18 protein-coding genes and 1 pseudogene are annotated in these 22,067 nt (G+C 70.1%); 5 read left to right on the top strand and 14 right to left on the bottom strand.

The annotated features are described in order from the left end of the window. Positions 1-135 precede the first annotated feature (135 nt). The 4 genes and pseudogenes from LJ657_RS34165 to LJ657_RS34145 form a co-directional block, all read right to left on the bottom strand. Positions 136-1,770 (bottom strand): beta-N-acetylhexosaminidase, encoded by a 1,635-nt coding sequence (locus LJ657_RS34165; protein ID WP_372488007.1) that lies wholly within the window; start codon positions 1,768-1,770, stop codon positions 136-138. Next, positions 1,767-2,404: pseudogene (locus LJ657_RS34160) on the bottom strand (carbohydrate ABC transporter permease). The gene LJ657_RS34165 and the pseudogene LJ657_RS34160 overlap by 4 nt, the downstream one beginning before the upstream one ends. A 798-nt stretch (positions 2,405-3,202) precedes the next feature. After that, the gene (locus LJ657_RS34150; protein ID WP_232652786.1) at positions 3,203-3,484 is read right to left on the bottom strand and encodes a DUF3039 domain-containing protein; all 282 of its coding nucleotides are present in this window, start codon (positions 3,482-3,484) and stop codon (positions 3,203-3,205) included. A gap of 30 nt (positions 3,485-3,514) precedes the next feature. Next, the gene (locus LJ657_RS34145) at positions 3,515-4,087 is read right to left on the bottom strand and encodes a YqgE/AlgH family protein (RefSeq protein ID WP_232652785.1); all 573 of its coding nucleotides are present in this window, start codon (positions 4,085-4,087) and stop codon (positions 3,515-3,517) included. 252 nt (positions 4,088-4,339) lie between these two features. Here LJ657_RS34145 and murA point away from each other — a divergent pair, with 252 nt between their 5' ends. Then, positions 4,340-5,680 (top strand): UDP-N-acetylglucosamine 1-carboxyvinyltransferase, encoded by a 1,341-nt coding sequence (gene murA / locus LJ657_RS34140; protein WP_232652784.1) that lies wholly within the window; start codon positions 4,340-4,342, stop codon positions 5,678-5,680. 129 nt (positions 5,681-5,809) lie between these two features. Here the strand turns inward: murA and LJ657_RS34135 are convergent, their stop codons facing one another. The 9 genes from LJ657_RS34135 to LJ657_RS34095 form a co-directional block, all read right to left on the bottom strand. Beyond that, complete coding sequence (locus LJ657_RS34135; protein ID WP_007382399.1) at positions 5,810-6,091, bottom strand: HU family DNA-binding protein; 282 nt, start codon at positions 6,089-6,091, stop codon at positions 5,810-5,812. 345 nt (positions 6,092-6,436) lie between these two features. Next, positions 6,437-7,849 (bottom strand): NAD-dependent malic enzyme, encoded by a 1,413-nt coding sequence (locus tag LJ657_RS34130; RefSeq protein ID WP_232652783.1) that lies wholly within the window; start codon positions 7,847-7,849, stop codon positions 6,437-6,439. A 337-nt stretch (positions 7,850-8,186) separates the two neighbouring features. Continuing rightward, the gene (locus tag LJ657_RS34125) at positions 8,187-10,610 is read right to left on the bottom strand and encodes a HelD family protein (protein ID WP_232652782.1); all 2,424 of its coding nucleotides are present in this window, start codon (positions 10,608-10,610) and stop codon (positions 8,187-8,189) included. A 69-nt stretch (positions 10,611-10,679) separates the two neighbouring features. Next, positions 10,680-11,501, bottom strand: a complete 822-nt coding sequence (locus LJ657_RS34120; RefSeq protein WP_372488006.1) for an anti-sigma factor family protein — start codon at positions 11,499-11,501, stop codon at positions 10,680-10,682. Continuing rightward, the gene (locus LJ657_RS34115) at positions 11,501-12,022 is read right to left on the bottom strand and encodes a sigma-70 family RNA polymerase sigma factor (RefSeq protein ID WP_010039908.1); all 522 of its coding nucleotides are present in this window, start codon (positions 12,020-12,022) and stop codon (positions 11,501-11,503) included. Before LJ657_RS34115 ends, LJ657_RS34120 begins: the two co-directional genes overlap by 1 nt. A 317-nt stretch (positions 12,023-12,339) precedes the next feature. Next, on the bottom strand, positions 12,340-12,939 hold the full coding sequence (locus LJ657_RS34110; protein ID WP_232652781.1) for a CGNR zinc finger domain-containing protein: 600 nt from the start codon (positions 12,937-12,939) through the stop codon (positions 12,340-12,342). A 298-nt stretch (positions 12,940-13,237) separates the two neighbouring features. Next, complete coding sequence (locus LJ657_RS34105; RefSeq protein ID WP_232652780.1) at positions 13,238-14,398, bottom strand: uroporphyrinogen-III synthase; 1,161 nt, start codon at positions 14,396-14,398, stop codon at positions 13,238-13,240. Between the two features lie 114 nt (positions 14,399-14,512). Beyond that, the gene (locus tag LJ657_RS34100; protein WP_232652779.1) at positions 14,513-15,892 is read right to left on the bottom strand and encodes a nitrate/nitrite transporter; all 1,380 of its coding nucleotides are present in this window, start codon (positions 15,890-15,892) and stop codon (positions 14,513-14,515) included. 184 nt (positions 15,893-16,076) lie between these two features. Beyond that, on the bottom strand, positions 16,077-16,838 hold the full coding sequence (locus LJ657_RS34095) for a GbsR/MarR family transcriptional regulator (RefSeq protein ID WP_232652778.1): 762 nt from the start codon (positions 16,836-16,838) through the stop codon (positions 16,077-16,079). Between the two features lie 248 nt (positions 16,839-17,086). Here LJ657_RS34095 and LJ657_RS34090 point away from each other — a divergent pair, with 248 nt between their 5' ends. The 3 genes from LJ657_RS34090 to LJ657_RS34080 are packed head-to-tail and all read left to right on the top strand — an operon-like array spanning position 17,087 to position 19,541. Continuing rightward, a complete protein-coding gene (locus LJ657_RS34090; protein ID WP_232652777.1) occupies positions 17,087-17,752 on the top strand; it encodes a DUF4097 family beta strand repeat-containing protein in 666 nt (221 codons plus the stop codon). A 29-nt stretch (positions 17,753-17,781) separates the two neighbouring features. Further along, positions 17,782-18,729: an ATP-binding cassette domain-containing protein gene (locus LJ657_RS34085; protein ID WP_232652776.1), complete on the top strand. Its 948-nt coding sequence runs from the start codon at positions 17,782-17,784 to the stop codon at positions 18,727-18,729. Further along, positions 18,726-19,541 carry an ABC transporter permease gene (locus LJ657_RS34080; protein WP_232652775.1) on the top strand — a complete coding sequence of 272 codons (816 nt, stop codon included), beginning with the start codon at positions 18,726-18,728 and terminating at the stop codon, positions 19,539-19,541. The genes LJ657_RS34085 and LJ657_RS34080 overlap by 4 nt, the downstream gene beginning before the upstream one ends. A 109-nt stretch (positions 19,542-19,650) precedes the next feature. On the opposite strand, the gene LJ657_RS34075 is transcribed toward LJ657_RS34080, so the two are convergent. Beyond that, a complete protein-coding gene (locus tag LJ657_RS34075) occupies positions 19,651-20,622 on the bottom strand; it encodes a LysR family transcriptional regulator (RefSeq protein WP_232652774.1) in 972 nt (323 codons plus the stop codon). Between the two features lie 96 nt (positions 20,623-20,718). On the opposite strand from LJ657_RS34075, the gene LJ657_RS34070 reads away from it, so the two are divergent. Further along, positions 20,719-22,005 (top strand): MFS transporter, encoded by a 1,287-nt coding sequence (locus LJ657_RS34070; protein ID WP_232652773.1) that lies wholly within the window; start codon positions 20,719-20,721, stop codon positions 22,003-22,005. Positions 22,006-22,067 lie beyond the last annotated feature (62 nt).

The following is a 22,067-nucleotide window of genomic DNA, read 5'->3' as shown; positions in this document are numbered from 1 at the left end:
CGGGGGTCCGCTAGGAGACATTCGCCCGTTTCACCAGGGAGATGGCCCGTTTTCGTACGGCATCACCGGTGCGCACGAATTGCCACTCTTCGGTGATGCTTACGACCTTTTTGCCTTACCCGTTCGGAAGCTCACTTACCTGTTCGGGGGCGCCCCCTCCTTCGGCCGTCCGAGCACGCCGGGACGCTTCTGCCACGGCAGTGGCCCGGCCGGCGGCCGGTAGCCCACTCCCAGGGCGTCAAGTCGCCGGTAGTGGACGGCCATCCGCCGCTCGAAGTCGGCGAAGTCCCGTTCCGCCGGGGCGGGGAGCGCACTCCAGGCCACCTCGGCGAAGGCCGAAAGCCGCGGATACGTCTGGTACTCCACCCGTGCGGGGTCCTCCATCACCTCGGTCCACACGTTGGCCTGCGTGCCGAGCACGTGCCCGGCCTGGTCGGGGGTCAGCTCCGGAGGAACCGGCTCGAAGCGATAGACGTCCTCCAGGGTGCGCACGTGGGCGATCGGCACCGGCTCGTCCTCGCCCGCCGCCTGACGGTGGTCCAGGTACACGTACTGCTCGGGGCACATGACGACGTCGTGACCGGCCTGGGCAGCGGCGACCCCGCCCGCGTACCCGCGCCACGAGGACACGGCCGCGCCCTCCGCGAGCCCGCCCTCCAGGATCTCGTCCCAGCCGATGAGCCTGCGCCCGCGTGCGGTCAGCCACTTGTCGAAGTGTCCGATGAACCACGCCTGCAACCCGTCCTCGTCCGCGAGTCCGAGTTCCTTGATGCGGGCCTGCGCGGTCGGTGACCGCCGCCACTGGTCCTTGAGGCATTCGTCACCGCCCACGTGGATGAACTCCGACGGGAACAGTCCGAGAAGTTCCTCGAACACCCCTTCGTAGAAGCGCAGGGTGTTGTCAGTGGGGGCGAGTACGTTGGCAGAGATCCCCCAGTTGTCCCAGACGGAGAGGGCGGTGGTGTCGATGACGTCGGTGTTGCCGAGTTCCGGATACGCGGCGATGGCGGCCTGTGAGTGGCCGGGTACGTCGATTTCGGGGACGACGGTGATATGCCGCTCGGCGGCGTGGGCGACGATCTCGCGGATGTCGTCCTGGGTGTAGAAGCCACCGTGCGGCTTCTCCTCCCACAGCGGCGAGGCCCGGTGGCCGAATTTCGTGCGCGCCCGCCATGAGCCGGCCTCGGTCAGCCGTGGATACCTCTTGATCTCCACACGCCAGCCCTGGTCGTCCGTCAGGTGGAAGTGGAAGACGTTGAGTTTGTGCGCGGCCATCAGGTCGAGGTGGCGCAGGACGCCTTCCTTCGGCATGAAGTGCCGGGCGACGTCGAGCATGAGACCGCGCCAGCGGAAGCGGGGAGAGTCCTCGATCGTGAGGTGCGGCACGGCCCAGCCACGGTCGCGGTCGAGCGGGGCCCTGCGGTAGGCGTCGGGCCCCAGGAGCTGCCGCAGCGTCTGGGCGCCCCAGAAGACGCCGGCCGCGCTGCCGCCCTCGATGAGGACGCCGTCCCCGTCGCTGGTGAGGCGGTACTCCTCGGCGCCGAGTGCGGGGTCGAGCTGGAGCCCGATGCCGTCGTCGGCGGCGTCGTCGAGCTCTCGCCCCTCACTCAACGGCAGTCCGGTGGCCTGCCAGAGGACGGTGCGCAGCCAGCGGCCGACACCCTCCGTCGCCGGACCGGCGTAGAGCTGGGAGCGCGCCGTCAGCCGCACCTCGCCGGCACCGGCGAGGACGCGGCGGGGCGCCGGAATCAGTTCCGTCTCTGAAGTCACGTCAGTCCTTTTACCGCTCCGCCCAGCCCGGAGACCAGCCGTCGCTGCACGAGTACGAAGAACACCGGTACCGGAATCGTCATGACTGTGGAGGCGGCCATGACCCCGCCCCCGTCAGGATCGTCCGGCTTGCAGAACACCAGGCCGAGATGAAGGAGAACACGCTCGTGGCCACACGGCCCGGGAACACAAGGGGGGGAAAGAAGAATGCCTCCGGGGCCGCCTTCACGAACCCCCGCAGCATCCAGATCGCGAACGGCAGCGAGAACGCGATGTGCGGTAGGACCAGCGACCCCAGCGTGTTCAGCAGACCGAAGTCCCGCATCTGGGAGAACAAGGGGATGGCGAGCACCTCCACCGGCACCATCCAGGCCATCAGAAACATGATCAACAGGGTGGTCCGGAACCGGAAGTGGAATCGCGTCACTGCGGTCGCCGCGAGAAGCGCGATCAGTGCCGAGACGATGACGACACTGCCCGCCACCACAAGGCCGTTGACGAAATACCGACCAAAATCCTGCTGTCCGAACACCCGCCGGAAGGAATCCAGGGACGGCGGCACGGTCCACGGCCGTGGCGAGCCCTCCGCCGCGGGCCGCCACGGTCGCCGCACGCGCAGACCCAGAAGATTCACAGCTCCTCCCCCTACCTGCGCAGCAACCGCAGGTACCCGGGCGCGTCACACCGAGCAGGATCAGCAGGCCGAGGACGACGAGAGCGGGGACGACATGGAGCCAGGGGCCGCTCCAGCCTCCCAAGGGGCGCGGGGAACTGGACGACAAGCCACGACGTACCGTCACCCGCAAACGCTCCGAAGCCCCGAGCCATTGGGCGCCCCGGGCCTCACCCGGCGGAGCCGGCACGAACCTGGTCCCCGCGGCCGGCGCCTGCGCGAACGGCTTCACATACGGCGCCTTCGCCGCGTCCTGCTTCCGGACGGGGCGGAGGTGTACGCGCCCCGCTGCCGGTGGCCAGTTCGCGCCCGTCGACCCGGACGAACGGCATCGCGCCGTACGTGTAGGCACCGCCGACGACAAGCCCGTACGGGCCGGGCTTCGCGGCGGACCCTTCGGGCCGTGGAGGCCAACTCGGCCATGGGCCACGGGGGTTGGAGGCCCAGCTCCCTGAAAACGTCCGTGCGGCGGTACAGGGCGCGGACACATGCGGGCGGACTTCGGGTCGTCGAAGGCGGCCTCGACACGCCGGGGGGCCGGGGCCGCCAGGAGCACGGCCAGTCGCTGGGAGAGCTTCATGGAGTGGGCCTCCGAGCGTGCGTTGCAACATATGCAATGGCCATTTCGTCCTGCACAACGGAGGCTAGGGACTACATGGACATGCACACAAGAGGTCTCAACCAGTCCGTGACACGCAAAAGCCCCCGGAGCGCGCCGCAGCGCGCCTCGGGGGCCTTACGAACCTCAGGCGGTACGGGTTACTTGTCGCCGTCCTTGCCCTGGTCGCCGCCGGCGCCCATGGACTCGTAGATCTCCTTGCACATGGGACACACGGGGTACTTCTTCGGGTCGCGGCCGGGCACCCACACCTTGCCGCACAGCGCCACGACGGGGGTCCCGTCGAGGGCGCTCGCCATGATCTTGTCCTTCTGGACGTAGTGGGCGAAGCGCTCGTGGTCGCCGTCGCCGTGGGACACCTGTGGCGTCGGCTCTACGAGGGTCCCCGTACCAGTCCCGCGCTCGGGCTCAAGAGTGCTCATACCGACCAAGGGTACTGAAGCTCACACGCATCAGTTGAGCGAAGGGTCGTCCGGATACGTGGCCACCATCGCCAGTTCGTTGCGCTGGCGGCGCAGCACCTCGCGCCAGAGTCCTTCCGGGGACGGCGAGGAGACGTCGCCGGGCTCGGACTCGACGACGTACCAGGCGCCCTCGACCAGCTCGTCCTCCAGCTGGCCGGGGCCCCAACCGGCGTATCCGGCGAAGATCCTCAAGCTGCCGAGGGCCGAGGCGAGCAGCTCGGGCGGTGCCTCCAGGTCGACCAGACCGATCGCGCCGTGCACTCTGCGCCAGCCCAGCGGCGCACCGTCGACGGTCCCGCCGCCCGGGATGACGGCGACCCCCAGGGCCGAGTCCAGCGACACGGGGCCACCCTGGAAGACGACGCCGGGTTCACCCGCGAGGTCCGCCCAGCCCTCCAGGATGTCGCCGACGTCCACCGGGGTGGGACGGTTGAGGACGACACCGAGGGAGCCCTCCTCGTCGTGGTCGAGAAGGAGCACCACCGCACGGTCGAAGTTCGGGTCCGCCAGGGCGGGCGTTGCCACGAGCAACCGCCCTGTGAGCGAGGACACCTCGGTCATGGCAGACATGATCCCGCATCTTGCCTTCGCTTGGGGAGGCAATGGCGGTTAGCGGGTGAATGCAGCTCAGGGAGGAATGAAGCACTCTGGGCGCGCGACAGGGCCGGTGACCCCATGTGCCCACCAGGGAACCGTTCGTGTTGTGACACAGCTATGACGTAGCCGGGCCGTCCTTGGGCTTACAGAAGGGGGGTGGGCGGCGATTACCCTTTCCCTTCTGGCCCCTGCCCCACTCATCGGAACGCGAGATACATGACCGTCAACGACGATGTCCTGCTTGTCCACGGCGGAACCCCGCTGGAGGGCGAGATCCGTGTCCGCGGTGCGAAGAACCTCGTACCGAAGGCAATGGTCGCCGCCCTGCTGGGCAGTGAACCGAGTCGACTGCGCAACGTTCCGGACATCCGGGACGTTCGTGTCGTACGCGGACTGCTGCAGCTGCACGGGGTGACGGTCCGTCCGGGTGAGGAGCCGGGCGAGCTGGTGATGGACCCGTCCCACGTGGAGAGTGCGAACGTCGCGGACATCGACGCGCACGCGGGTTCCAGCCGTATCCCGATCCTGTTCTGCGGCCCGCTGCTGCACCGCCTCGGCCACGCGTTCATCCCGGGTCTCGGCGGCTGCGACATCGGCGGCCGGCCGATCGACTTCCACTTCGAGGTGCTGCGGCAGTTCGGCGCGACGATCGAGAAGCGGGCGGACGGCCAGTACCTGGAGGCACCGCAGCGGCTGCGCGGCACGAAGATCCGGCTGCCGTACCCGTCCGTGGGCGCGACCGAGCAGGTGCTGCTGACGGCCGTCCTCGCGGAGGGCGTCACGGAGCTCTCGAACGCGGCGGTGGAGCCGGAGATCGAGGACCTGATCTGCGTCCTGCAGAAGATGGGCGCCATCATCGCGATGGACACCGACCGCACCATCCGCATCACGGGTGTGGACCGGCTCGGCGGCTACAACCACCGCGCCCTCCCGGACCGCCTGGAGGCCGCGTCCTGGGCGTCCGCGGCGCTGGCGACCGAGGGCAACATCTACGTCCGCGGCGCCCTGCAGCGCTCGATGATGACGTTCCTGAACACCTACCGGAAGGTGGGCGGTGCCTTCGAGATCGACGACGAGGGCATCCGTTTCTGGCACCCGGGCGGCCAGTTGAAGTCGATCGCGCTCGAAACGGACGTGCACCCGGGCTTCCAGACGGACTGGCAGCAGCCCCTGGTGGTCGCCCTCACGCAGGCCACGGGCCTGTCCATCATCCACGAGACGGTCTACGAGTCCCGCCTGGGCTTCACGTCCGCGCTGAACCAGATGGGTGCTCACATCCAGCTGTACCGCGAGTGCCTGGGCGGCTCCGACTGCCGCTTCGGCCAGCGCAACTTCCTGCACTCGGCCGTCGTCTCGGGCCCGACGAAGCTCCAGGGCGCCGACCTGGTCATCCCCGACCTCCGCGGCGGTTTCTCGTACCTCATCGCCGCCCTGGCGGCCCAGGGCACGTCCCGCGTCCACGGCATCGACCTCATCAACCGCGGCTACGAGAACTTCATGGAGAAGCTCGTGGAGCTGGGGGCGAAGGTGGAGCTTCCCGGTAAGGCGCTGGGCTAGATCCAGCCCGGCCGGCGCTTGAGGCCATTTGTGGGCGCAACAACGATGGGGCGGCACCCGGAAGTCCGGGTGCCGCCCCATTGACGTTCTACGCGCCGTACATCGTCCCGTGATGCACAGACGGCAAGGTCACTTGCCCTTCGCGGCTTCCTTGAGCTTGCTGCCCGCGGAGACCTTGACGCTGTAGCCGGCCGGGATCTGGATCGGGTCGCCGGTCTGCGGGTTGCGCGCGGTGCGAGCGGCACGGTGGGTGCGCTCGAAGGTCAGGAAGCCGGGGATGGTGACCTTCTCGTCGCCCTTGGCGACGATCTCGCCGACGGTCTCGGCGAACGCGGCCAGCACGGCGTCGGCGTCCTTGCGGGTCACCTCGGCGCGGTCGGCCAGCGCGGCCACCAGCTCACTGCGGTTCATGTTGTTACTCCCGTGTTCTTCTTGCCGTTTGAGGCGTGCCACGCGGCGGAGCCGCATATCGGGCACGGTGAAGCCGATGCTGCCAGGGTCCTCGGAGAGGCCCCGGGCCCGGGTCCGTGGTCAGACCCCTCGCGCCCAGGGACGCATCCTGCCCCTACCTGCGGCGCGAAAGCCAATCCGGCACCCGCAGGAGTCGTGAGAACACCCTTGGGAGTCACACGAAAAGAGGGCCTGAGCCTGGCCGACACGATAAACGGCGACCAGGAGGGTCAGGTTCCCCGACGCGCCGGTGCAAGGCCTTGCCGTGGCGATCCTCACAGCCCGGGAAAAGGCCTCTGCGAGCCCTTACGACGCTGCCGCCGCCTTCGCCGCTTCCCGCACCGCACCGGCGACCGCGCCCGCGACCTTGTCGTTGAAGACGCTCGGGATGATGTAGTTCGGGTTCAGCTCGTCCTCGGTCACCACGTCCGCGAGGGCGGTCGCCGCGGCCAGCATCATCTCGGTGTTGACCGTGCGGGACTGGGCGTCCAGCAGGCCGCGGAAGACGCCCGGGAAGACCAGCACGTTGTTGATCTGGTTCGGGAAGTCGGAGCGGCCGGTGGCCACAACGGCCGCCGTCTGGCGGGCGATTGCCGGGTCCACCTCGGGGTCGGGGTTCGCGAGCGCGAACACGATGGCGCCGTCGGCCATGGCGGCCACGTCGTCGCCGTCCAGGACGTTCGGGGCGGAGACGCCGATGAAGACGTCCGCTCCGCGAACGGCTTCCTTCAGCGTGCCGGTCAGGCCCTCGGGGTTGGTGTTGTCGGCGATCCAGCGCAGCGGCGAGTCGACCGCCGCCTCGCGCAGGTCCTCGCGGCCGGCGTGCACGACGCCGTGGATGTCGGCGACGACGGCGTTCTTGACGCCTGCGGCGAGCAGCAGCTTGAGGATGGCCGTACCGGCCGCGCCGGCGCCGGACATGACGACCCGGATGTTCTCAATCGCCTTGCCGGTGACGCGAAGTGCGTTCGTCAGGGCGGCGAGGACGACGATCGCGGTGCCGTGCTGGTCGTCGTGGAAGACGGGGATGTCGAGGGCCTCGCGCAGCCGGGCCTCGATCTCGAAGCAGCGGGGAGCGGAGATGTCCTCGAGGTTGATGCCGGCGAAGCCCGGGGCGATGGCCTTGACGATCTCGACGATCGCGTCGGTGTCCTGGGTGTCGAGGCACAGCGGCCAGGCGTCGATGCCGGCGAACCGCTTGAAGAGGGCCGCCTTGCCCTCCATCACCGGGAGGGCGGCCTTCGGGCCGATGTTGCCCAGGCCCAGCACGGCCGAGCCGTCCGTCACGACCGCAACGGAGTTGCGCTTGATGGTGAGGCGGCGGGCGTCCTCGGGGTTCTCGGCGATCGCCATGCAGACGCGGGCCACACCCGGCGTGTAGATCATGGAGAGGTCGTCACGGTTGCGGATGGGGTGCTTCGACGCCATCTCGATCTTGCCGCCGAGGTGCATCAGGAACGTACGGTCGGAGACCTTGCCGAGGGTGACGCCCTCGATGCCGCGCAGCTGCGTGACGATCTCGTCGGCGTGGGCCGTGGAGCTCGCCGCGATGGTGACGTCGATGCGGAGTTTCTCGTGGCCGGAGGCGGTCACGTCGAGGCCGGTCACCGAGCCTCCGTGGGACTCTACGGCCGTGGTGATCTGGGAGACCGCGGTTCCACTCGCGGGCACCTCCAACCGGACCGTAATGGAGTAGGAGACGCTGGGCGCCGTTGCCATGGCCGACTTCCTCTGCTTTCACCGTGACGCTGGGTATGCCGTCCGATGGTCGCACCTACTGTCGAGTAGGCGTTAGCCGCTCCGGATTGCGATCGTTTTGTTCACAGCGAAAGAGGCCCGCGTCACACGTGACGCGGGCCTCCAGCAGGCTAGTGACACCGACCCGCCATGCTCGCCTCGCGGCAAGTGGTCGCTCGTAGCGACGAAGGTTGGGCCCGGGGGCTTGGATCGGGCCGGTGCCACACCCAGGCTAACAAACAGATCCCGTAAGGCCATTCCCGTGCCGAGAGTTCATCCGGTTCTCAACTTGATGGAGCAGGGGCCAGGGCCTGTCGGCCTAGTCCCGGAGCAGGTCGGGTACTCCGTTCGGGTCCGGCTCGTCCCGGTCGGCCGAGACGATGGTCAGCTGCTGGGTCGCGCGGGTGAGGGCGACGTACAGCACACGCAGGCCGGCAGGGGACTCGTCCGCGATCTCCGCGGGCGAGACGACGACCGTCGCGTCGTACTCCAGGCCCTTCGCCTCCAGGCTGCCGAGGGCCACCACCCGGTCGCCGAGCCCGGCGAGCCAGCGGGCGGCCTCCTCGCGGCGCTGCATGGCGACGACGACGCCGACCGTGCCGTCGACGCGGTCGAGGAGACGGGCGGCCTCCTCGCGGACGGTGTGCGCGAGGGAGTCCCGTACGGGGGTGAAGCGGGGTTCGACACCGGTGGACCGTACGGCCGAAGGGGACTTGGCGCCCGGCATGGCGAGGGCCAGCACCTTGGCGGCGAGTTCGGCGATCTCGGCCGGGTTGCGGTAGTTGACGGTGAGTTCGAAGCGGCGGCGGGGGCGGGTGCCGAGGGCCTCGTCCCTCGCCTCGGCGGCCTCGTCGACGTCGGACCAGGAGGACTGGGCCGGGTCGCCGACGACCGTCCAGGTGGCGTGCCGGCCGCGGCGGCCGACCATGCGCCACTGCATGGGGGTGAGGTCCTGGGCCTCGTCGACGATGACGTGGGCGTACTCGGTGCGCTCCTGGGCGAGTCGCTCGGCGCGCTCGCGCTGCGACTCCTCGCGGACCGGCATCAGCTCCTCCAGACCGGTGAGCTGGTCCAGCGGGTCCAGTTCGCGCTTCTTCTTGGGGCGGGCCGGGGTGCCGAGGATCGACTGGAGCTCGTCGAGCATCGCGATGTCGTGCACGGAGTGGCCCTCGCGTCTGAGCGAGCGGGCGACCTTGCGGACCTCGCCCGGGTTGAGGATCCGGCGGGCCCAGCGGCCGAGGCGCCGCTCGTCGGACATGGCGGCGAGGACGGCTCCGGGCGTGAGCTCGGGCCACCAGGCGTCCAGGAAGGTGAGGAAGACGTCCTCGCTCGACACGTCCTCGTCGAAGGAGGACCGCAGTTCGGCCGCCAGCTCCGGGTCGGTGTGCCGGCCCGCCGCGCCGGACCGCGCCCACAGCGCGTCGAGGAGCAGCTTGCGGGCGCGGGGGCGGAGCAGGTTCACGGGCGCGGTGCCGCCGAGCACGGCCTGGCGGATACGGCCCAGCTCGGCGGCCTCCAGCTCCAGACGGCGGCCGAAGGCGACGACGCGGAGCCGGGTGGGAGGGCCGGCGGGGGCGTCGGCGTACCCGTCCGTGTCGTCCTCGCCGAAGGCGAGCTGACCGGAGGAGGAGCCCCGGCCGGAGGCGGCGGCCGGGCGCGCGCCGGCGCCGGAAGCGCTGGGACCGCCGCCCGGCCCCAGCTCCAGCGCCCCCCGCGCCGCCTTCCGCAGGATCTTGAGCATGCGGTACGAGCCCTTGGCGCGGGCGGTGGACGGTGAGTCGTAGAGCGTGGCCTCCGCGCCGTCGACGAGCGAGCCGATCGCGCGGATGGCGACCTGGCCCTCCTCGCCGAGGGAGGGCAGGACGCCCTCGGTGTAGGCGACGAGCAGGGGGGTCGGGGAGACGATCAGGATGCCGCCCGCGTACCGGCGCCGGTCCTGGTAGAGGAGGTAGGCGGCGCGGTGGAGGGCGACGGCGGTCTTGCCCGTGCCAGGCCCGCCCTCGACATACGTGACCGAGGCGGCGGGCGCGCGGATGACCAGGTCCTGCTCGGCCTGGATGGAGGCGACGATGTCCCGCATGGTGTGGCTGCGGGCCTGGCCGAGGGCGGCCATCAGGGCGCCGTCGCCGATGACGGCCAGTTCGTTGCCGTCGAGGGAGGCCTTGAGCTCGGGGCGCATCAGGTCGTCCTCGACGCCGAGCACCTTGCGGCCCTTGGAGCGGATGACCCGGCGGCGCACGACCCGGCCGGGGTCGACCGGGGTGGAGCGGTAGAAGGGGGCGGCGGCGGGCGCCCGCCAGTCGATGACGAGCGGCGCGTACTCGGAGTCCAGGACACCGATCCGCCCGATGTGCAGGGTCTCGGCGATGTCGGCGGTGTCGTCGTCGCGCACGGCGCCCTCAGCGGGCTCCACGGCGGTGTAGGCGCCGTCGGGCCCCTTCTTGCCGTCCTTGCCGAGCAGCAGGTCGATCCGTCCGAAGAGGAAGTCCTCGAACTCGTTGTTGAGCCGGTTGAGATGGATCCCCGCCCGGAAGACCTGTGCGTCCCGCTCGGCGAGGGCGCCGGGCGTGCCGACCTGGCCGCGCTTGGCCGCGTCGTTCATCAGGAACTCGGCCTCGTGGATCTTCTCCTCAAGACGCCGGTACACCCGATCGAGGTGTTCCTGTTCGACGCTGATCTCTCGGTCCCGTACAGAGTCGTGGTCCGAGCCGACGGCGGTTTCCTGTTGAGCCTGAGCGGCCACCGGGCCCCCTTCTGACGTGCATGGCAGCCGTCAACCGTACGCGAAGGGGACCCGGCAAAGCTACGTGAGCTACGCGTCGATCTCCACGAGCTTCTTGCCCTGGAAGGTCATGACCTCGAAGTGGTCGATCTCGTTGGGCTTGAACGCCGCGCCGCCCTGGGCGTAGAGCGGTTGCTTCGCCTCCACGGTCTTGCCGTTCGGGATGCCGTAGCCCCACTTCGGGACCGACCAGGAGGACATGGTCTCGCGCTCGCCGTTCTTGCCGACGGCGATGAGCGAGCACTTCAGCGGGCCCTTGACGTTGCTGAGCTCGACGACGCCCCAGGTGCCCCAGTCCTTCTGCTCCATTGCCACGGTCGCCTTGACCTTGGTGGACGCGTCCGTGTTCGAGACCTTGTCGGAGATGGTGCCGAAGGCCGCCTTGGCGCCGGCCGCCAGCGGTGTGGCGGTGGTACCCGAGTCACCGCCGCCGTTGACGGCCATGACCGTCAGCGGGCCGCCGATGATCAGCGCGGCCGCGGCCGCGACCAGGTAGAAACCCTTGCGGCGCTTCTGCGCCCGGCGCTCGGAGACCTCGTCGACCAGCTTCTCCGCGAGCCGCGGGCTGGGCCTGGCGGACAGGGACTCCCCGATCGCGGGCGAACCGGTCCCCGGCAGATCCGCCAGCGCGGCGAGCATCGGTTCCATCCCGGCCAGCTCGTCGAGCTGCTGAGCGCACCACTCGCAGGTCGCGAGGTGTGCCTCGAAAGCGGTTGCCTCGGCGTCGTCGAGGATGCCGAGGGCGTAGGCACCGACCGTTTCGTGCTCGCTCGGGCCCGGAGATCCCATCATGGAGCCAGACATACCCGAACCACCTGTACCGAATCCCTGGTTTCCCCCGTAAACACTCATCACGCCGTCACCCCCCGCTCCTCCAGTGCGAGCTTCATCGACCGCAGGGCATAGAACACCCGGGATCGCACCGTGCCACTGGGAATGCCCAGCGTCTCGGCGGCCTCGTTGACGGTACGCCCCTTGAAGTACGTCTCGACGAGTACCTCCCGGTGGGCCGGGGTCAGGTCGTCGAGCGCATCGGACAGCGTCATCAGCCACAGCGCCTTGTCGATCTCGTCCTCCGCGGGGATGACCTCCAGCGGCGACGGATCGACCTCCTGCGGCCGGGCCTGCCGGCTGCGGTGGCCGTCGATGACGATGCGCCGAGCGACCGTCACCAGCCAGGGGCGTACCGATCCGGTCGCTCGATTGAGCTGGCCGGCGTTCTTCCAGGCACGGATCAGCGTTTCCTGGACCACGTCCTCGGCACGCTGCCGGTCTCCGGCGACCAGCCGGAGCACGTACGCAAGGAGAGGTCCGGCGTGCTCGCGATAGAGCGCACGCATCAGCTCCTCATCAGGTTCCGAGGGCTGGGACATGCGATGTCGGGCCCTCGATCCACGTTCATTGGCCACGACGGAATCCTTGCGCACGCCCACCTCCGATGTCCCGGGGTTCCCCCAGTCGGTCGCTCGTCCACGGGTACGGATGTGGGCCGCGTCATGTTCAGAGTGAGATGACAGTTTTCTTCTGGGTGACGTGACGAGGGGGACATGGGGGCACATTCCCACCTCGCGATCTTTACATTTCCGCCACATTGGCGAGATCGCAAGCGCTGCCCATGTCACGGATGAGGTAAACGGTGTGTAATCGAAATCACTTCGACGGCTCGTTCACATAAGCCGCGTACCGGACGTCAGACGCGCGCCAGCGCCGCCCTCCGACGGTGCCGGGCCACCCTTTCCCGGTTCCCACAGACCTCACTGGAGCACCAGCGCCTCCTGTGCCCCCGGGACGAATCCACGTAAACGATCGGACAGTTGTCCCCTTCGCACTGCCGCAGACCGGCCCGGGCGACGGGGTCGGTGAGGAGTTCCACGGCGTCACGGGCGATCGCGCCGAGCAGCGCCGCGCACTCGGGCGGACCGTCCAGCTCGCGTACGAGCGAGCCGTCCTCGCTCCGCACGGCACGCGGGGCGGGAGGTGAGACACGGGCCGTCTCGTTCACGCGGGCGAGTGCGATGTCGTACGACGGCCGCAGGACTGCCGGCGCAAGTCCCCCGCGCACCAACTGCCCGATCTGTCCGCGCAGTTCACGGAAGGCGACCAGCCAGGACGGGTCGGCGTGCAGCAAAGGGGTGGTCGCCGGGACCAGCCCCGCCCCGGTGATCCACGCGCACAGCACCGCGAGGGAGTCGAACCGCTCCTCGGGGTGGGTGGTGGCGAGAAGGTCGAGACAGATCCGACCGGCGTCGAACCGCAGCTCGTACGCGACCGTGGCCGTACCCAGTGCCATGTGCCTGTCACCGCCTGGTTCGGGAACCTGAGGGCCGAGCAACCGATCCCTCTTACAGTGCCTTCCCTCTCGCGCGGCCGGAACCCCTCGTACCGGCAGTACGGGAGGCGGTGCGTGGACGCGCGCTCATGCGGGTGCGGTTCTCGGGGCCCGGGTTCTCCACGGCAGCGCCACGCGCGGCACGCCTGAGGCCACGTCAGACGCTTTCGGCCCGCGGCCCGCCCGGCCTTCGAGGACGAGGCCGTTCAGGCCGATGGGGGATCTGGAGGCGGAGCCCCCGGCCAACGCCCACGACAGGTCACATGTCGGCGTACTTGGCATCGGCGGCCGGATCCAACGCCAGCCGATACCCCCGCTTCACCACCGTCTGGATCAACTTCGGCGCGCCGAGAGCCGTCCGCAGCCGCGCCATCGCGGTCTCCACCGCATGCTCGTCACGCCCGGCACCCGGAAGCGCCCGCAACAGCTCCGCCCGTGCCACCACCCATCCCGGCCGCCGCGACAGCGCCCGCAGCAGCGACATCCCGGCGGGCGGTACGGGCTTGAGGTCACCGTCGACGAGGACGGCGTGGCCGCGGATCTCCACCCGGTGCCCGGCGATGGGCAGGGAACGCGCCCGGTTCGGAAGCTCCTGGCAGAGCAGCTGGACCAGGGGACCGAGCCGGAAGCGTTCGGGCTGGACCGTGTCGACGCCCTGGGCCTGCAACGGCAGCGCGGTGACCGGGCCGACGCAGGCCGGCAGGACGTCGTGGTGGAGGGCGGCGAGCAGTTCGGGCAGCTGCCCGCGCTCCTCGGCCCGGTTCAGCAGCGACACGGCGGCGGGCGCGCTGGTGAAGGTGATCGCGTCAAGGCCGCGGGAGACGGCGGCGTCCAGCAGCCGGTCCACCGGCCCGATGTCCTCCGGCTGCATCCACCGGTACACCGGAACCCCGACGACCTCCGCTCCCCCGGCCCGCAGCGCCTCGACGAAGCCGGGCAGCGGCTCGCCGTGCAGTTGTATGGCGATACGGCGCCCGTCGACGCCCTCCTCCAGGAGCCGGTCGAGCACCTCCGCCATGGACTCGCTGGACGGCGACCACTCCTCGGTCAGCCCGGCGGCCCGTATCGCGCCCTTGACCTTGGGCCCGCGGGCGAGCAGCTCCACGTGCCGCAGCCGGTCGAGGAGCGGCTCGCCGAGCCCCCACCCCTCGGCGGCCTCGACCCAGCCCCGGAAGCCGATGGCGGTCGTGGCCACGACCACGTCCGGGGCCTGGTCGATCAGGCCCTTCGTCGCCGCGAGCAGTTCGCTGTCGTCGGAGAGCGGCACGATGCGCAGGGCGGGTGCGTGCAGGACGGCGGCTCCCCGTCGCTGCAGCAGCGCGCCCAGCTCGTCGGCCCGGCGGGCGGCGGTCACGCCCACGGTGAATCCGGCCAGGGGGCTCTGCCGGCCTGGGTCTGGTCGCTGCTTTTCGTCGTACATGGCTCTCGTCCCGAAGAGTCGGTACATGCAGTACGGCGGTACTGCCTGCATGCCGATCGAGCCTGTCAACGGTCCGTGACAGGCTCGGTTCGGCTTCATGTCGCTGGTGTTACGTCACACCTCGGCGTAGCTGAGCTGCGGCTTCGCCTCCGCGGCGGCCTCGGACTGGCCCTTGGTGGCCGGACGTCGAAGGTATACGGCCCAGGTGACCCCGAAGCAGAGGGCGTAGTAGCCGAGGAAGGCGACGAACGCGCCGGTGCCGGAGCCGTAGGAGAGGAAGGACTGCCGGAAGGCCAGGTTGATGCCGACGCCGCCGAGTGCACCGACCGCGCCGATGAGGCCCATGGACGCCCCGGAGAGCCGACGCCCGTACTTGGCCGCCTCCTCGCCTTCCAGCCCCTTGGCGAGGGCCTTGGTCTGGAAGATGCCGGGGATCATCTTGAACGTGGATCCGTTGCCGATGCCGGTCAGCGAGAACAGTACGACGAAGGCGACCACGAACAGCGGCAGCGACTTCTGCATGCTGGCGACGACCAGGACGGCGGTGGCGGCGGCCATGGCGACGTAGTTGTAGAGGGTGATCTTCGCGCCGCCGTACTTGTCGGCGAGCCAGCCGCCCACCGGACGGATCAGCGAGCCGAGCAGCGGGCCCATGAAGGTGAGGTAGGTGGCCTGCAGCGGCGTACGCCCGAACTGGTTGGTGAGCACCTGTCCGAAGGCGAAGCTGTAGCCGATGAACGAGCCGAACGTACCGATGTAGAGGACGGACATGATCCAGGTGTGGGCGTCCCTCGCGGCGTCCTTGGCCGCACCGGTGTCGTTCTTGACGTTCTCGATGTTGTTCATGAACAGTGCGGCGAGCACGGCCGCGACGACGATCAGCGGAATGTAGATCCCGAGCAGTACCCGCGGGCCGCCGCTCGCGCCGATGACCGCGAGGGCCACGAGCTGGATCGCGGCGACGCCGATGTTGCCGCCGCCCGCGTTGAGCCCGAGCGCCCAGCCCTTCTTCCTGAGCGGGAAGAAGGCGTTGATGTTGGTCATCGAGGAGGCGAAGTTGCCGCCGCCGATGCCGGCCAGCAGGCCGATCCACAGGAAGGTGTCGAAGGACGTTCCCGGCTTCATCACCGAGAACGCGGCGATCGTCGGGATGAGGAGCAGGCCGGCCGAGACGATCGTCCAGTTCCGCCCGCCGAAGAGGGCGACGGCGAACGTGTAGGGGACGCGGACGACGGCGCCGACCAGCGTGACCATCGAGGTCAGCATGAACTTGTCGGCCGGGGTCAGGCCGTACTCGGGGCCCATGAAGAGCACCAGCACGGACCACAGGGTCCAGATCGAGAACCCGATGTGCTCGGAGAGAACGGAGAAGTAGAGGTTCCGCTTGGCGATCTTCTCTCCGGTCTCGTTCCAGAAGGTCTCGTCCTCGGGATCCCACTGCTGGATCCAGCGGCCTCCCCTGCTGGATGCGGGGGCTGTGCTAGGGGCTGTCATGACGCCTCCACGGTGCTCCGGGGCTCGGTCGTGCTCGGGGGCAGATGAGCGGTGATGAGTCCCGAAGGTAGGGAGGCGGCGTTTCCGGCCTGTGGCACCGGGTGACCGGAAGGGAACGTTGCTCTCACCTCGCGCGAACGGGGGGTGAGAGGTTCCGCGGCCTTGCGTTACGAAGGGCTCCCCATCACGGGGATGTCTCCGTGAAGGGGGTGTCGGCGGTGCCCCCCGGCATCGTTTCGGGCCTCGCATGGAGGATGTCCCGGGCCTGGTCCGCGGCGCGGGCGAGGCTCTCGGAGACGAAGTCGAGGAAGCGGGCGATGTTCTCCAGGCGGACGGCGGCCGGGGTGCCGGCGCCGAGGATCCCGACGCCCTGCCGTGCGGTCTCGGCGACCTGGACGGTGCCGCGGACGCTGGCCATCATCGACTGGTACCAGACGTCGGAGTCGACGACGTACCGATCCCGGCGGCGTGCGTCGCGCTCCCGCCGGATCATGCCCTGTTCCTCGAGGAACGCGACCGCTTTGGAGATGGACGCCGGGCTGACCTTGAGCCGCTGGACGAGTTCGGAGGCGGTGAGGCTGCCCGCGTCGCTGAGACAGACGGCGGCCAGCACCCGGGCCATCATCTGCGGCGTGCCCGACTGCACGAACACGGTGGCGAGGGTCTCCTCGTACGCGCGCACGGCCTCGGCGTCGCGCCCGTAGGGCTGCGGGGACGCCTGCGGACTCTGGGGCGCGGCCTGCCTGCGGCGGTGGGCGCGGCGCCCCGTCGCACGGTGGGCGAGCTCGGCGCGGTAGGCGGTGGGGCCGCCGTTGCGCAGCACCTCGCGGGTGATGGTCGAGGTCGGGCGGTCCAGGCGGCGGGCGATCTCCGCGTAGGCGAGGCCGTCGGCCAGTCCCAGCGCGATCTGCTGGCGGTCCTGCTGGGTGAGTCTGCCTCCCGGCATCGCGGTCTCCTTCGTACGCCCCTCTTCGGCTTCTCCCACTCTAGCGTTCACCCTCATTCCATTGCAACGAAACAATGAAGAGGTGTTGCATTAGATTCTGAACCGTTGCAACGATTTATCGGCTCTCACCTGCATTGATTGCTATATCGCGCAACGATGTTGTTGCCAGATATCTGAATGCAACGTAGCTTTCCATCATCAGAAACGACGGGCCGACAAAGCGCCCGCCGCAGACCAAGGAGAGCACCATGCAGAAGTTCGACACCCCCGCCCCCGTCTCCGCCGTCCTCGACATCCCCGCGGGACGCATCCAGTTCATCGCCGCCGACCGGGCCGACACCACGGTCGAGGTCCGGCCCGCCAACGCCGCCAAGAGCCGCGATGTGAAGGCGGCGGAGCAGGTCGAGGTCACCTACCGCGACGGTGTCCTGCGGATCGAGGCGAGGCCGGCGAAGAACCAGTACCTCGGCCCCTCCGGATCCGTCGAGGTCACCGTCCAGCTGCCCGCGGGCTCCCGCATCGAGGCGAAGACGGCCGGCGCCGAGCTCCGGGCCGTCGGGCGGCTCGGCGACGTCGCCTTCGAAGGCGCCTACCGCCAGATCAAGATCGACGAGGTCGCGAGCCTCCGCCTCACCGCGGTCGACGGCGACATCGAGGTCGGCCGGCTCGGCGGCCCCGCGGAGATCAGCACCGCACGGGGCGACATCCGGATCGCCGAGGCCGTGCGCGGCACGGTGACGCTGAGCACCCAGTCCGGCGACATCACGGTCGGTGCCGCCGCCGGTGTCTCCGCCGCCCTGGACGCCGGTACCGGCAACGGCCGCATCAGCAACGCGCTCAAGAACGACGGCACCGCCGGACTCGACATCCGCGCCACCACCTCCTCCGGCGACATCACCGCCCGCAGCCTCTGAATCCGCAGCCACCAAGGGGGGCACCTCTCATGACCGACCTGGCCATCGCGGCGAACGGGCTGTGCAAGTCCTACGGCGACAAGACCGTCCTCGACGGCATCGACCTGGCCGTCCCGGAAGGAACGATCTTCTCCCTGCTCGGCCCGAACGGCGCCGGCAAGACCACCGCCGTCAAGATCCTCTCCACCCTCATCCGCGCCGACGCCGGCGACCTGCGCGTCGGCGGCCACGACCTCGCCACCGACGCCCAGGCCGTGCGCGCCGCGATCGGCGTGACCGGACAGTTCTCCGCCGTCGACAACCTGATCACCGGCGAGGAGAACATGCTCCTCATGGCGGACCTGCACCACCTCTCCCGGCGCGAGGGGCGGCAGGTCACCGCCGAACTCCTGGAGCGCTTCGACCTCACCGAGGCGGCCAAGAAGCCCGCCTCCACCTACTCCGGCGGCATGAAGCGCCGCCTCGACATCGCCATGACCCTGGTGGGCAGCCCGCGGATCATCTTCCTCGACGAGCCGACCACCGGCCTCGACCCGCGCTCCCGCCACACCATGTGGCAGATCATCCGCGACCTCGTCACAGGCGACGGCGTGACCGTCTTCCTCACCACCCAGTACCTGGACGAGGCCGACGAGCTCGCCCACCGTATCGCCGTCCTCAACGACGGCAGGATCGCCGCCGAAGGCACCGCCGAGGAGCTCAAACGGATCGTCCCCGGCGGCCACGTCCGGCTCCGCTTCACCGACCCGGCCGCGTACCAGAGCGCCACCTCCGCCCTGCGTGAGGCGTCCCGGGACGACGAGTCCCTCGCCCTGCAGATCCCCAGTGACGGCAGCCAGCGCGAACTGCGCTCCATCCTCGACTGGCTGGACTCGGCCGGCGTCGAGGCCGACGAGCTGACCGTGCACACCCCCGACCTCGACGACGTCTTCTTCGCCCTGACCGGCAGCACCCAGTCCACGGAGGCCCTCCGATGAGCTCCCCCCTGGCTCCCACCCGCCCGACCCGGATCTCCCTCGCCGTGCGCGACTCGTCCACGATGCTGCGCCGCAACCTGCTGCACGCCAGGCGCTACCCCTCCCTCACCCTGAACCTGCTGCTCACCCCGGTCATGCTGCTGCTGCTCTTCGTCTACATCTTCGGCGACGCCATGAGCGCGGGCCTCGGCGGCGGAGCGAACCGCTCCGACTACATCGCCTACCTGGTGCCCGGCCTGCTGCTGATGACCATCGGCTCCACCACGATCGGCACCGCGGTGTCCGTCTCCACGGACATGACGGAGGGCATCATCGCCCGCTTCCGCACCATGGCCATCCACCGCGGGTCGGTCCTGATCGGGCACGTCATCGGCAGCGTGCTGCAGTGCGTGATGAGCGTGGTCCTCGTGGGCGCCGTCGCCGTCGCCATCGGCTTCCGCTCCACCGGCGCCACCCCCCTGGAGTGGATCGCGGCCTTCGGGCTGATCACGCTGTTCGCGCTGGCGCTCACCTGGATCGCGGTCGGAATGGGCCTGGTCAGCCCGAGCGCCGAGGCCGCCAGCAACAACGCGATGCCACTGATCTTCCTCCCGCTCATCTCCAGCACCTTCGTCCCCCTGCACAGCATGCCGGGCTGGTTCCAGCCGATCGCCGAGTACCAGCCCTTCACCCCCGCCATCGAGACCCTGCGCGGACTGCTCCTCGGCACCCCGATCGGCCACAACGGCTGGCTCGCCGTCGCCTGGTGCGTCGGCCTCGCGATCCTCGGCTACTTCTGGTCGGCGTCGAAGTTCAACAGCGACCCGAAGTAACCGCGGTGACAGCGCGGGCCCCCGTCCGCAACCCGTCCACCCCAGGGCGGCGTACCCCGACAACCCGTCGGAGTGCGCCGCCCCTCGCTTTCCCGTGAAGGGCTCCGTGTCAGTCGCGGAGTCGAATGACGTCCGCGTCGATGGCGGGCAGCCACCCCCCGGAAGGCACCCGAAGCCACCCCTCCTCCGCCGAGAGTTCGAGCGCCGCACGTCGAAGCGCGTCGAATCCGGGGTGCACCAGCCTCTTCCGCCACACGAGCGACACGAGCGACACGGGCACAGGATCGATCAGGGGCCGCAGCACCGTCCGGGGCATGGCCGGAAAACCCACCACCGCGAGAATCGGGTTCCCCATCTTGGCCATGATCCGCTCGAACTCCTCCTCCCCGACGGCCAGCGGAACGGGCGGCGCGATCCCGATGCCCCGCCCGTCGAACAGCCGGCGGGCGAGATCCGTCCACTCCGTCGTACGCGGATTTCCGGCCCCCGCATACACCGTCTCCCCTGCCAGCGCGGCGAGCGGCACCGCGTCCAGCGCCGCCAGCCGGTGGTCCTCGGGCAGCACGACCGCCATCGGTTCACAGCGCACGGGCTGGTGCTCCAGGCGGGCCCGCAGCACCGGGTCCAGTCCTGCGAACCGGCCGAACGACACGTCGAGCCGCCCGGCGAGCAGCTCTTCCGCCGCGCCGGTCAGCCCGCTCTCGTAGCGCGCCATCAGCTCGTGGTCGGGGGCGAGTTCACGGGCCCGGTGCAGGACGCGGCGCGCGGTGGCCGCGCCCCGGTAGTTGAGGTCGACCAGCAGGGGCCCGGCCTGCCCGAAGGCGGCCAGCAGCGCGTCCTGCGCCTGCAACACCCGGCTCGCGTACGGCACCAGGCACTCACCGTCGGCCGTGAGCGTCACCTGCCGGGTGCTGCGCACGAACAGCTCGGCCCCCAACTCCCGCTCCAGCCGCCGCACATCCCGGCTGAGCGCCTGCTGGGCGATGTGGAGCCGAGCGGCAGCGCGGGTGAAGTGCAGCTCCTCGGCGACGGCGAGGAAGGCGCGCAGAAGGCGGGGGTCCAGATGGCTGGGCGCGGGCATCCGGCGAACCTACAACAGGACTCACAACACAGGTGCGTGAATCGGCGCGGAGAAGGTGTTGGACCCCTTGATCGCATACGGGCGACCGTAGTGCCCATGCCGCAACCGACCCCCCGCAAGGCCCCGCTCTTCACGGTCACCGCAGACACCCTCGTAGCCGTCGACTTCACCCCCCGTACCGGCAACCGGCCACCCGGTCCCTACCGCCGCCTCTTCACCACCCCCGGCGCCCGCGCCTTCACGCTCGGGAATCTGCTGGCCCGTCTCCCCATGGGCATGTTCAGCGTGAGCGCCGTCCTGATGATCGCCGGGGCGCGCGGCTCGTACGCCCTCGCAGGCGCCGTCACCGCGACCGGTCTCGCGGCGACGGCCGTGGTGGCCCCGTGGACCGCGCGGCTCGTCGACCGGTACGGCCAGGCCCGGATCGCCGTACCCGCCACGGTCATCGCGGCCCTCGGCTCCCTCGCGCTCCTGCTCTGCGTGCACTTCGACGCCCCGGCCTGGACCCTCTTCGCCTCCTACGCCGCCACCGCGACGACCCCGAACACCGGCGGCATGTCCCGCGCCCGCTGGGCCCATCTGCTGAAGGACGACGACGGCGCGCTGCACACCGCGAACTCCTTCGAACAGGCAGCCGACGAGCTGTGCTTCATGCTGGGCCCGGTGCTGGCGGCCGTCCTGTGCGGGACGTTCTTCCCGGAGGCGGGCACGCTGGCCGGGGCGGTACTGCTGCTGACCGGCATGCTGCTGTTCGCGGCGCAGCGCTCGACCGAGCCTCCGTCGCAGCGGCGCGCTCGCACCAGGTCCCCGTTCCGCGCGCCCGGTATGCCCCCGCTGCTCGCCGTCTGCCTGGCGACGGGCGCGGTGTTCGGCTCCATGGAGGTCGTCACGATCGCGTTCGCGGACGCACAGGGACACCGCTCGGCGGCCGGTGTCGTGCTCGCGCTGCAAGCGGCCGGTTCGTGCGTGGCGGGTCTGCTGTACGGAGCCCCCAAGCCGAGCGGTCCCGCCGACGCCCGCCTGCCCTGGTGCATCGCCGCGATGGCCACCCTGATGACGCTCCCCCTTCTCGCCGCCTCCCTCACCGGCTCGCTCCCGCTCCTGGCCGGTGCGCTGCTGGTCGCGGGCGCGGCGACCGCCCCGACCATGGTCACGACCATGACGCTGGTGCAGCGGCGCACCCCCGAGGGCCGTCTCAACGAGGGCATGACCCTCGCGGTGACCGGCCTGCTCGGCGGAATCGCCTGCGGCTCCGCGACCGGCGGCCTGCTGGTGGACCACCTGTCCCCGGCAGCCGGGTTCGGGGTGCCGCTGACGGCGGCGGCCGCGGCGCTGCTGATCGCCGCTGCGGTACCGCGCCCCGCAGGGGGCGCGGGGCTGTGATCGATCGTCTGCGCTCCGCCGCGTGGGCGCGACAAGCCACCAGGAAGCCGCAGACGATCGAC

It is taken from the genome of Streptomyces guryensis (assembly GCF_021261325.1).
Taxonomy (GTDB): domain Bacteria; phylum Actinomycetota; class Actinomycetes; order Streptomycetales; family Streptomycetaceae; genus Streptomyces; species Streptomyces guryensis.
The sequence above is the reverse complement of the archived record's forward strand: the minus strand, read 5'-3'. Positions and strand labels throughout refer to the sequence as shown.

Coding starts and splice junctions, on each gene's coding strand:
- LJ657_RS34150 (WP_232652786.1), bottom strand. CDS start 3,484: ATGAGCACTCTTGAGCCCGAGCGCGGGACTGGTACGGGGACCCTCGTA.
- LJ657_RS34145 (WP_232652785.1), bottom strand. CDS start 4,087: ATGACCGAGGTGTCCTCGCTCACAGGGCGGTTGCTCGTGGCAACGCCC.
- murA (WP_232652784.1), top strand. CDS start 4,340: ATGACCGTCAACGACGATGTCCTGCTTGTCCACGGCGGAACCCCGCTG.
- LJ657_RS34135 (WP_007382399.1), bottom strand. CDS start 6,091: ATGAACCGCAGTGAGCTGGTGGCCGCGCTGGCCGACCGCGCCGAGGTG.
- LJ657_RS34130 (WP_232652783.1), bottom strand. CDS start 7,849: ATGGCAACGGCGCCCAGCGTCTCCTACTCCATTACGGTCCGGTTGGAG.
- LJ657_RS34120 (WP_372488006.1), bottom strand. CDS start 11,501: ATGAGTGTTTACGGGGGAAACCAGGGATTCGGTACAGGTGGTTCGGGT.
- LJ657_RS34115 (WP_010039908.1), bottom strand. CDS start 12,022: ATGTCCCAGCCCTCGGAACCTGATGAGGAGCTGATGCGTGCGCTCTAT.
- LJ657_RS34110 (WP_232652781.1), bottom strand. CDS start 12,939: ATGGCACTGGGTACGGCCACGGTCGCGTACGAGCTGCGGTTCGACGCC.
- LJ657_RS34105 (WP_232652780.1), bottom strand. CDS start 14,398: ATGTACGACGAAAAGCAGCGACCAGACCCAGGCCGGCAGAGCCCCCTG.
- LJ657_RS34100 (WP_232652779.1), bottom strand. CDS start 15,892: ATGACAGCCCCTAGCACAGCCCCCGCATCCAGCAGGGGAGGCCGCTGG.
- LJ657_RS34095 (WP_232652778.1), bottom strand. CDS start 16,838: ATGCCGGGAGGCAGACTCACCCAGCAGGACCGCCAGCAGATCGCGCTG.
- LJ657_RS34090 (WP_232652777.1), top strand. CDS start 17,087: ATGCAGAAGTTCGACACCCCCGCCCCCGTCTCCGCCGTCCTCGACATC.
- LJ657_RS34085 (WP_232652776.1), top strand. CDS start 17,782: ATGACCGACCTGGCCATCGCGGCGAACGGGCTGTGCAAGTCCTACGGC.
- LJ657_RS34080 (WP_232652775.1), top strand. CDS start 18,726: ATGAGCTCCCCCCTGGCTCCCACCCGCCCGACCCGGATCTCCCTCGCC.
- LJ657_RS34075 (WP_232652774.1), bottom strand. CDS start 20,622: ATGCCCGCGCCCAGCCATCTGGACCCCCGCCTTCTGCGCGCCTTCCTC.
- LJ657_RS34070 (WP_232652773.1), top strand. CDS start 20,719: ATGCCGCAACCGACCCCCCGCAAGGCCCCGCTCTTCACGGTCACCGCA.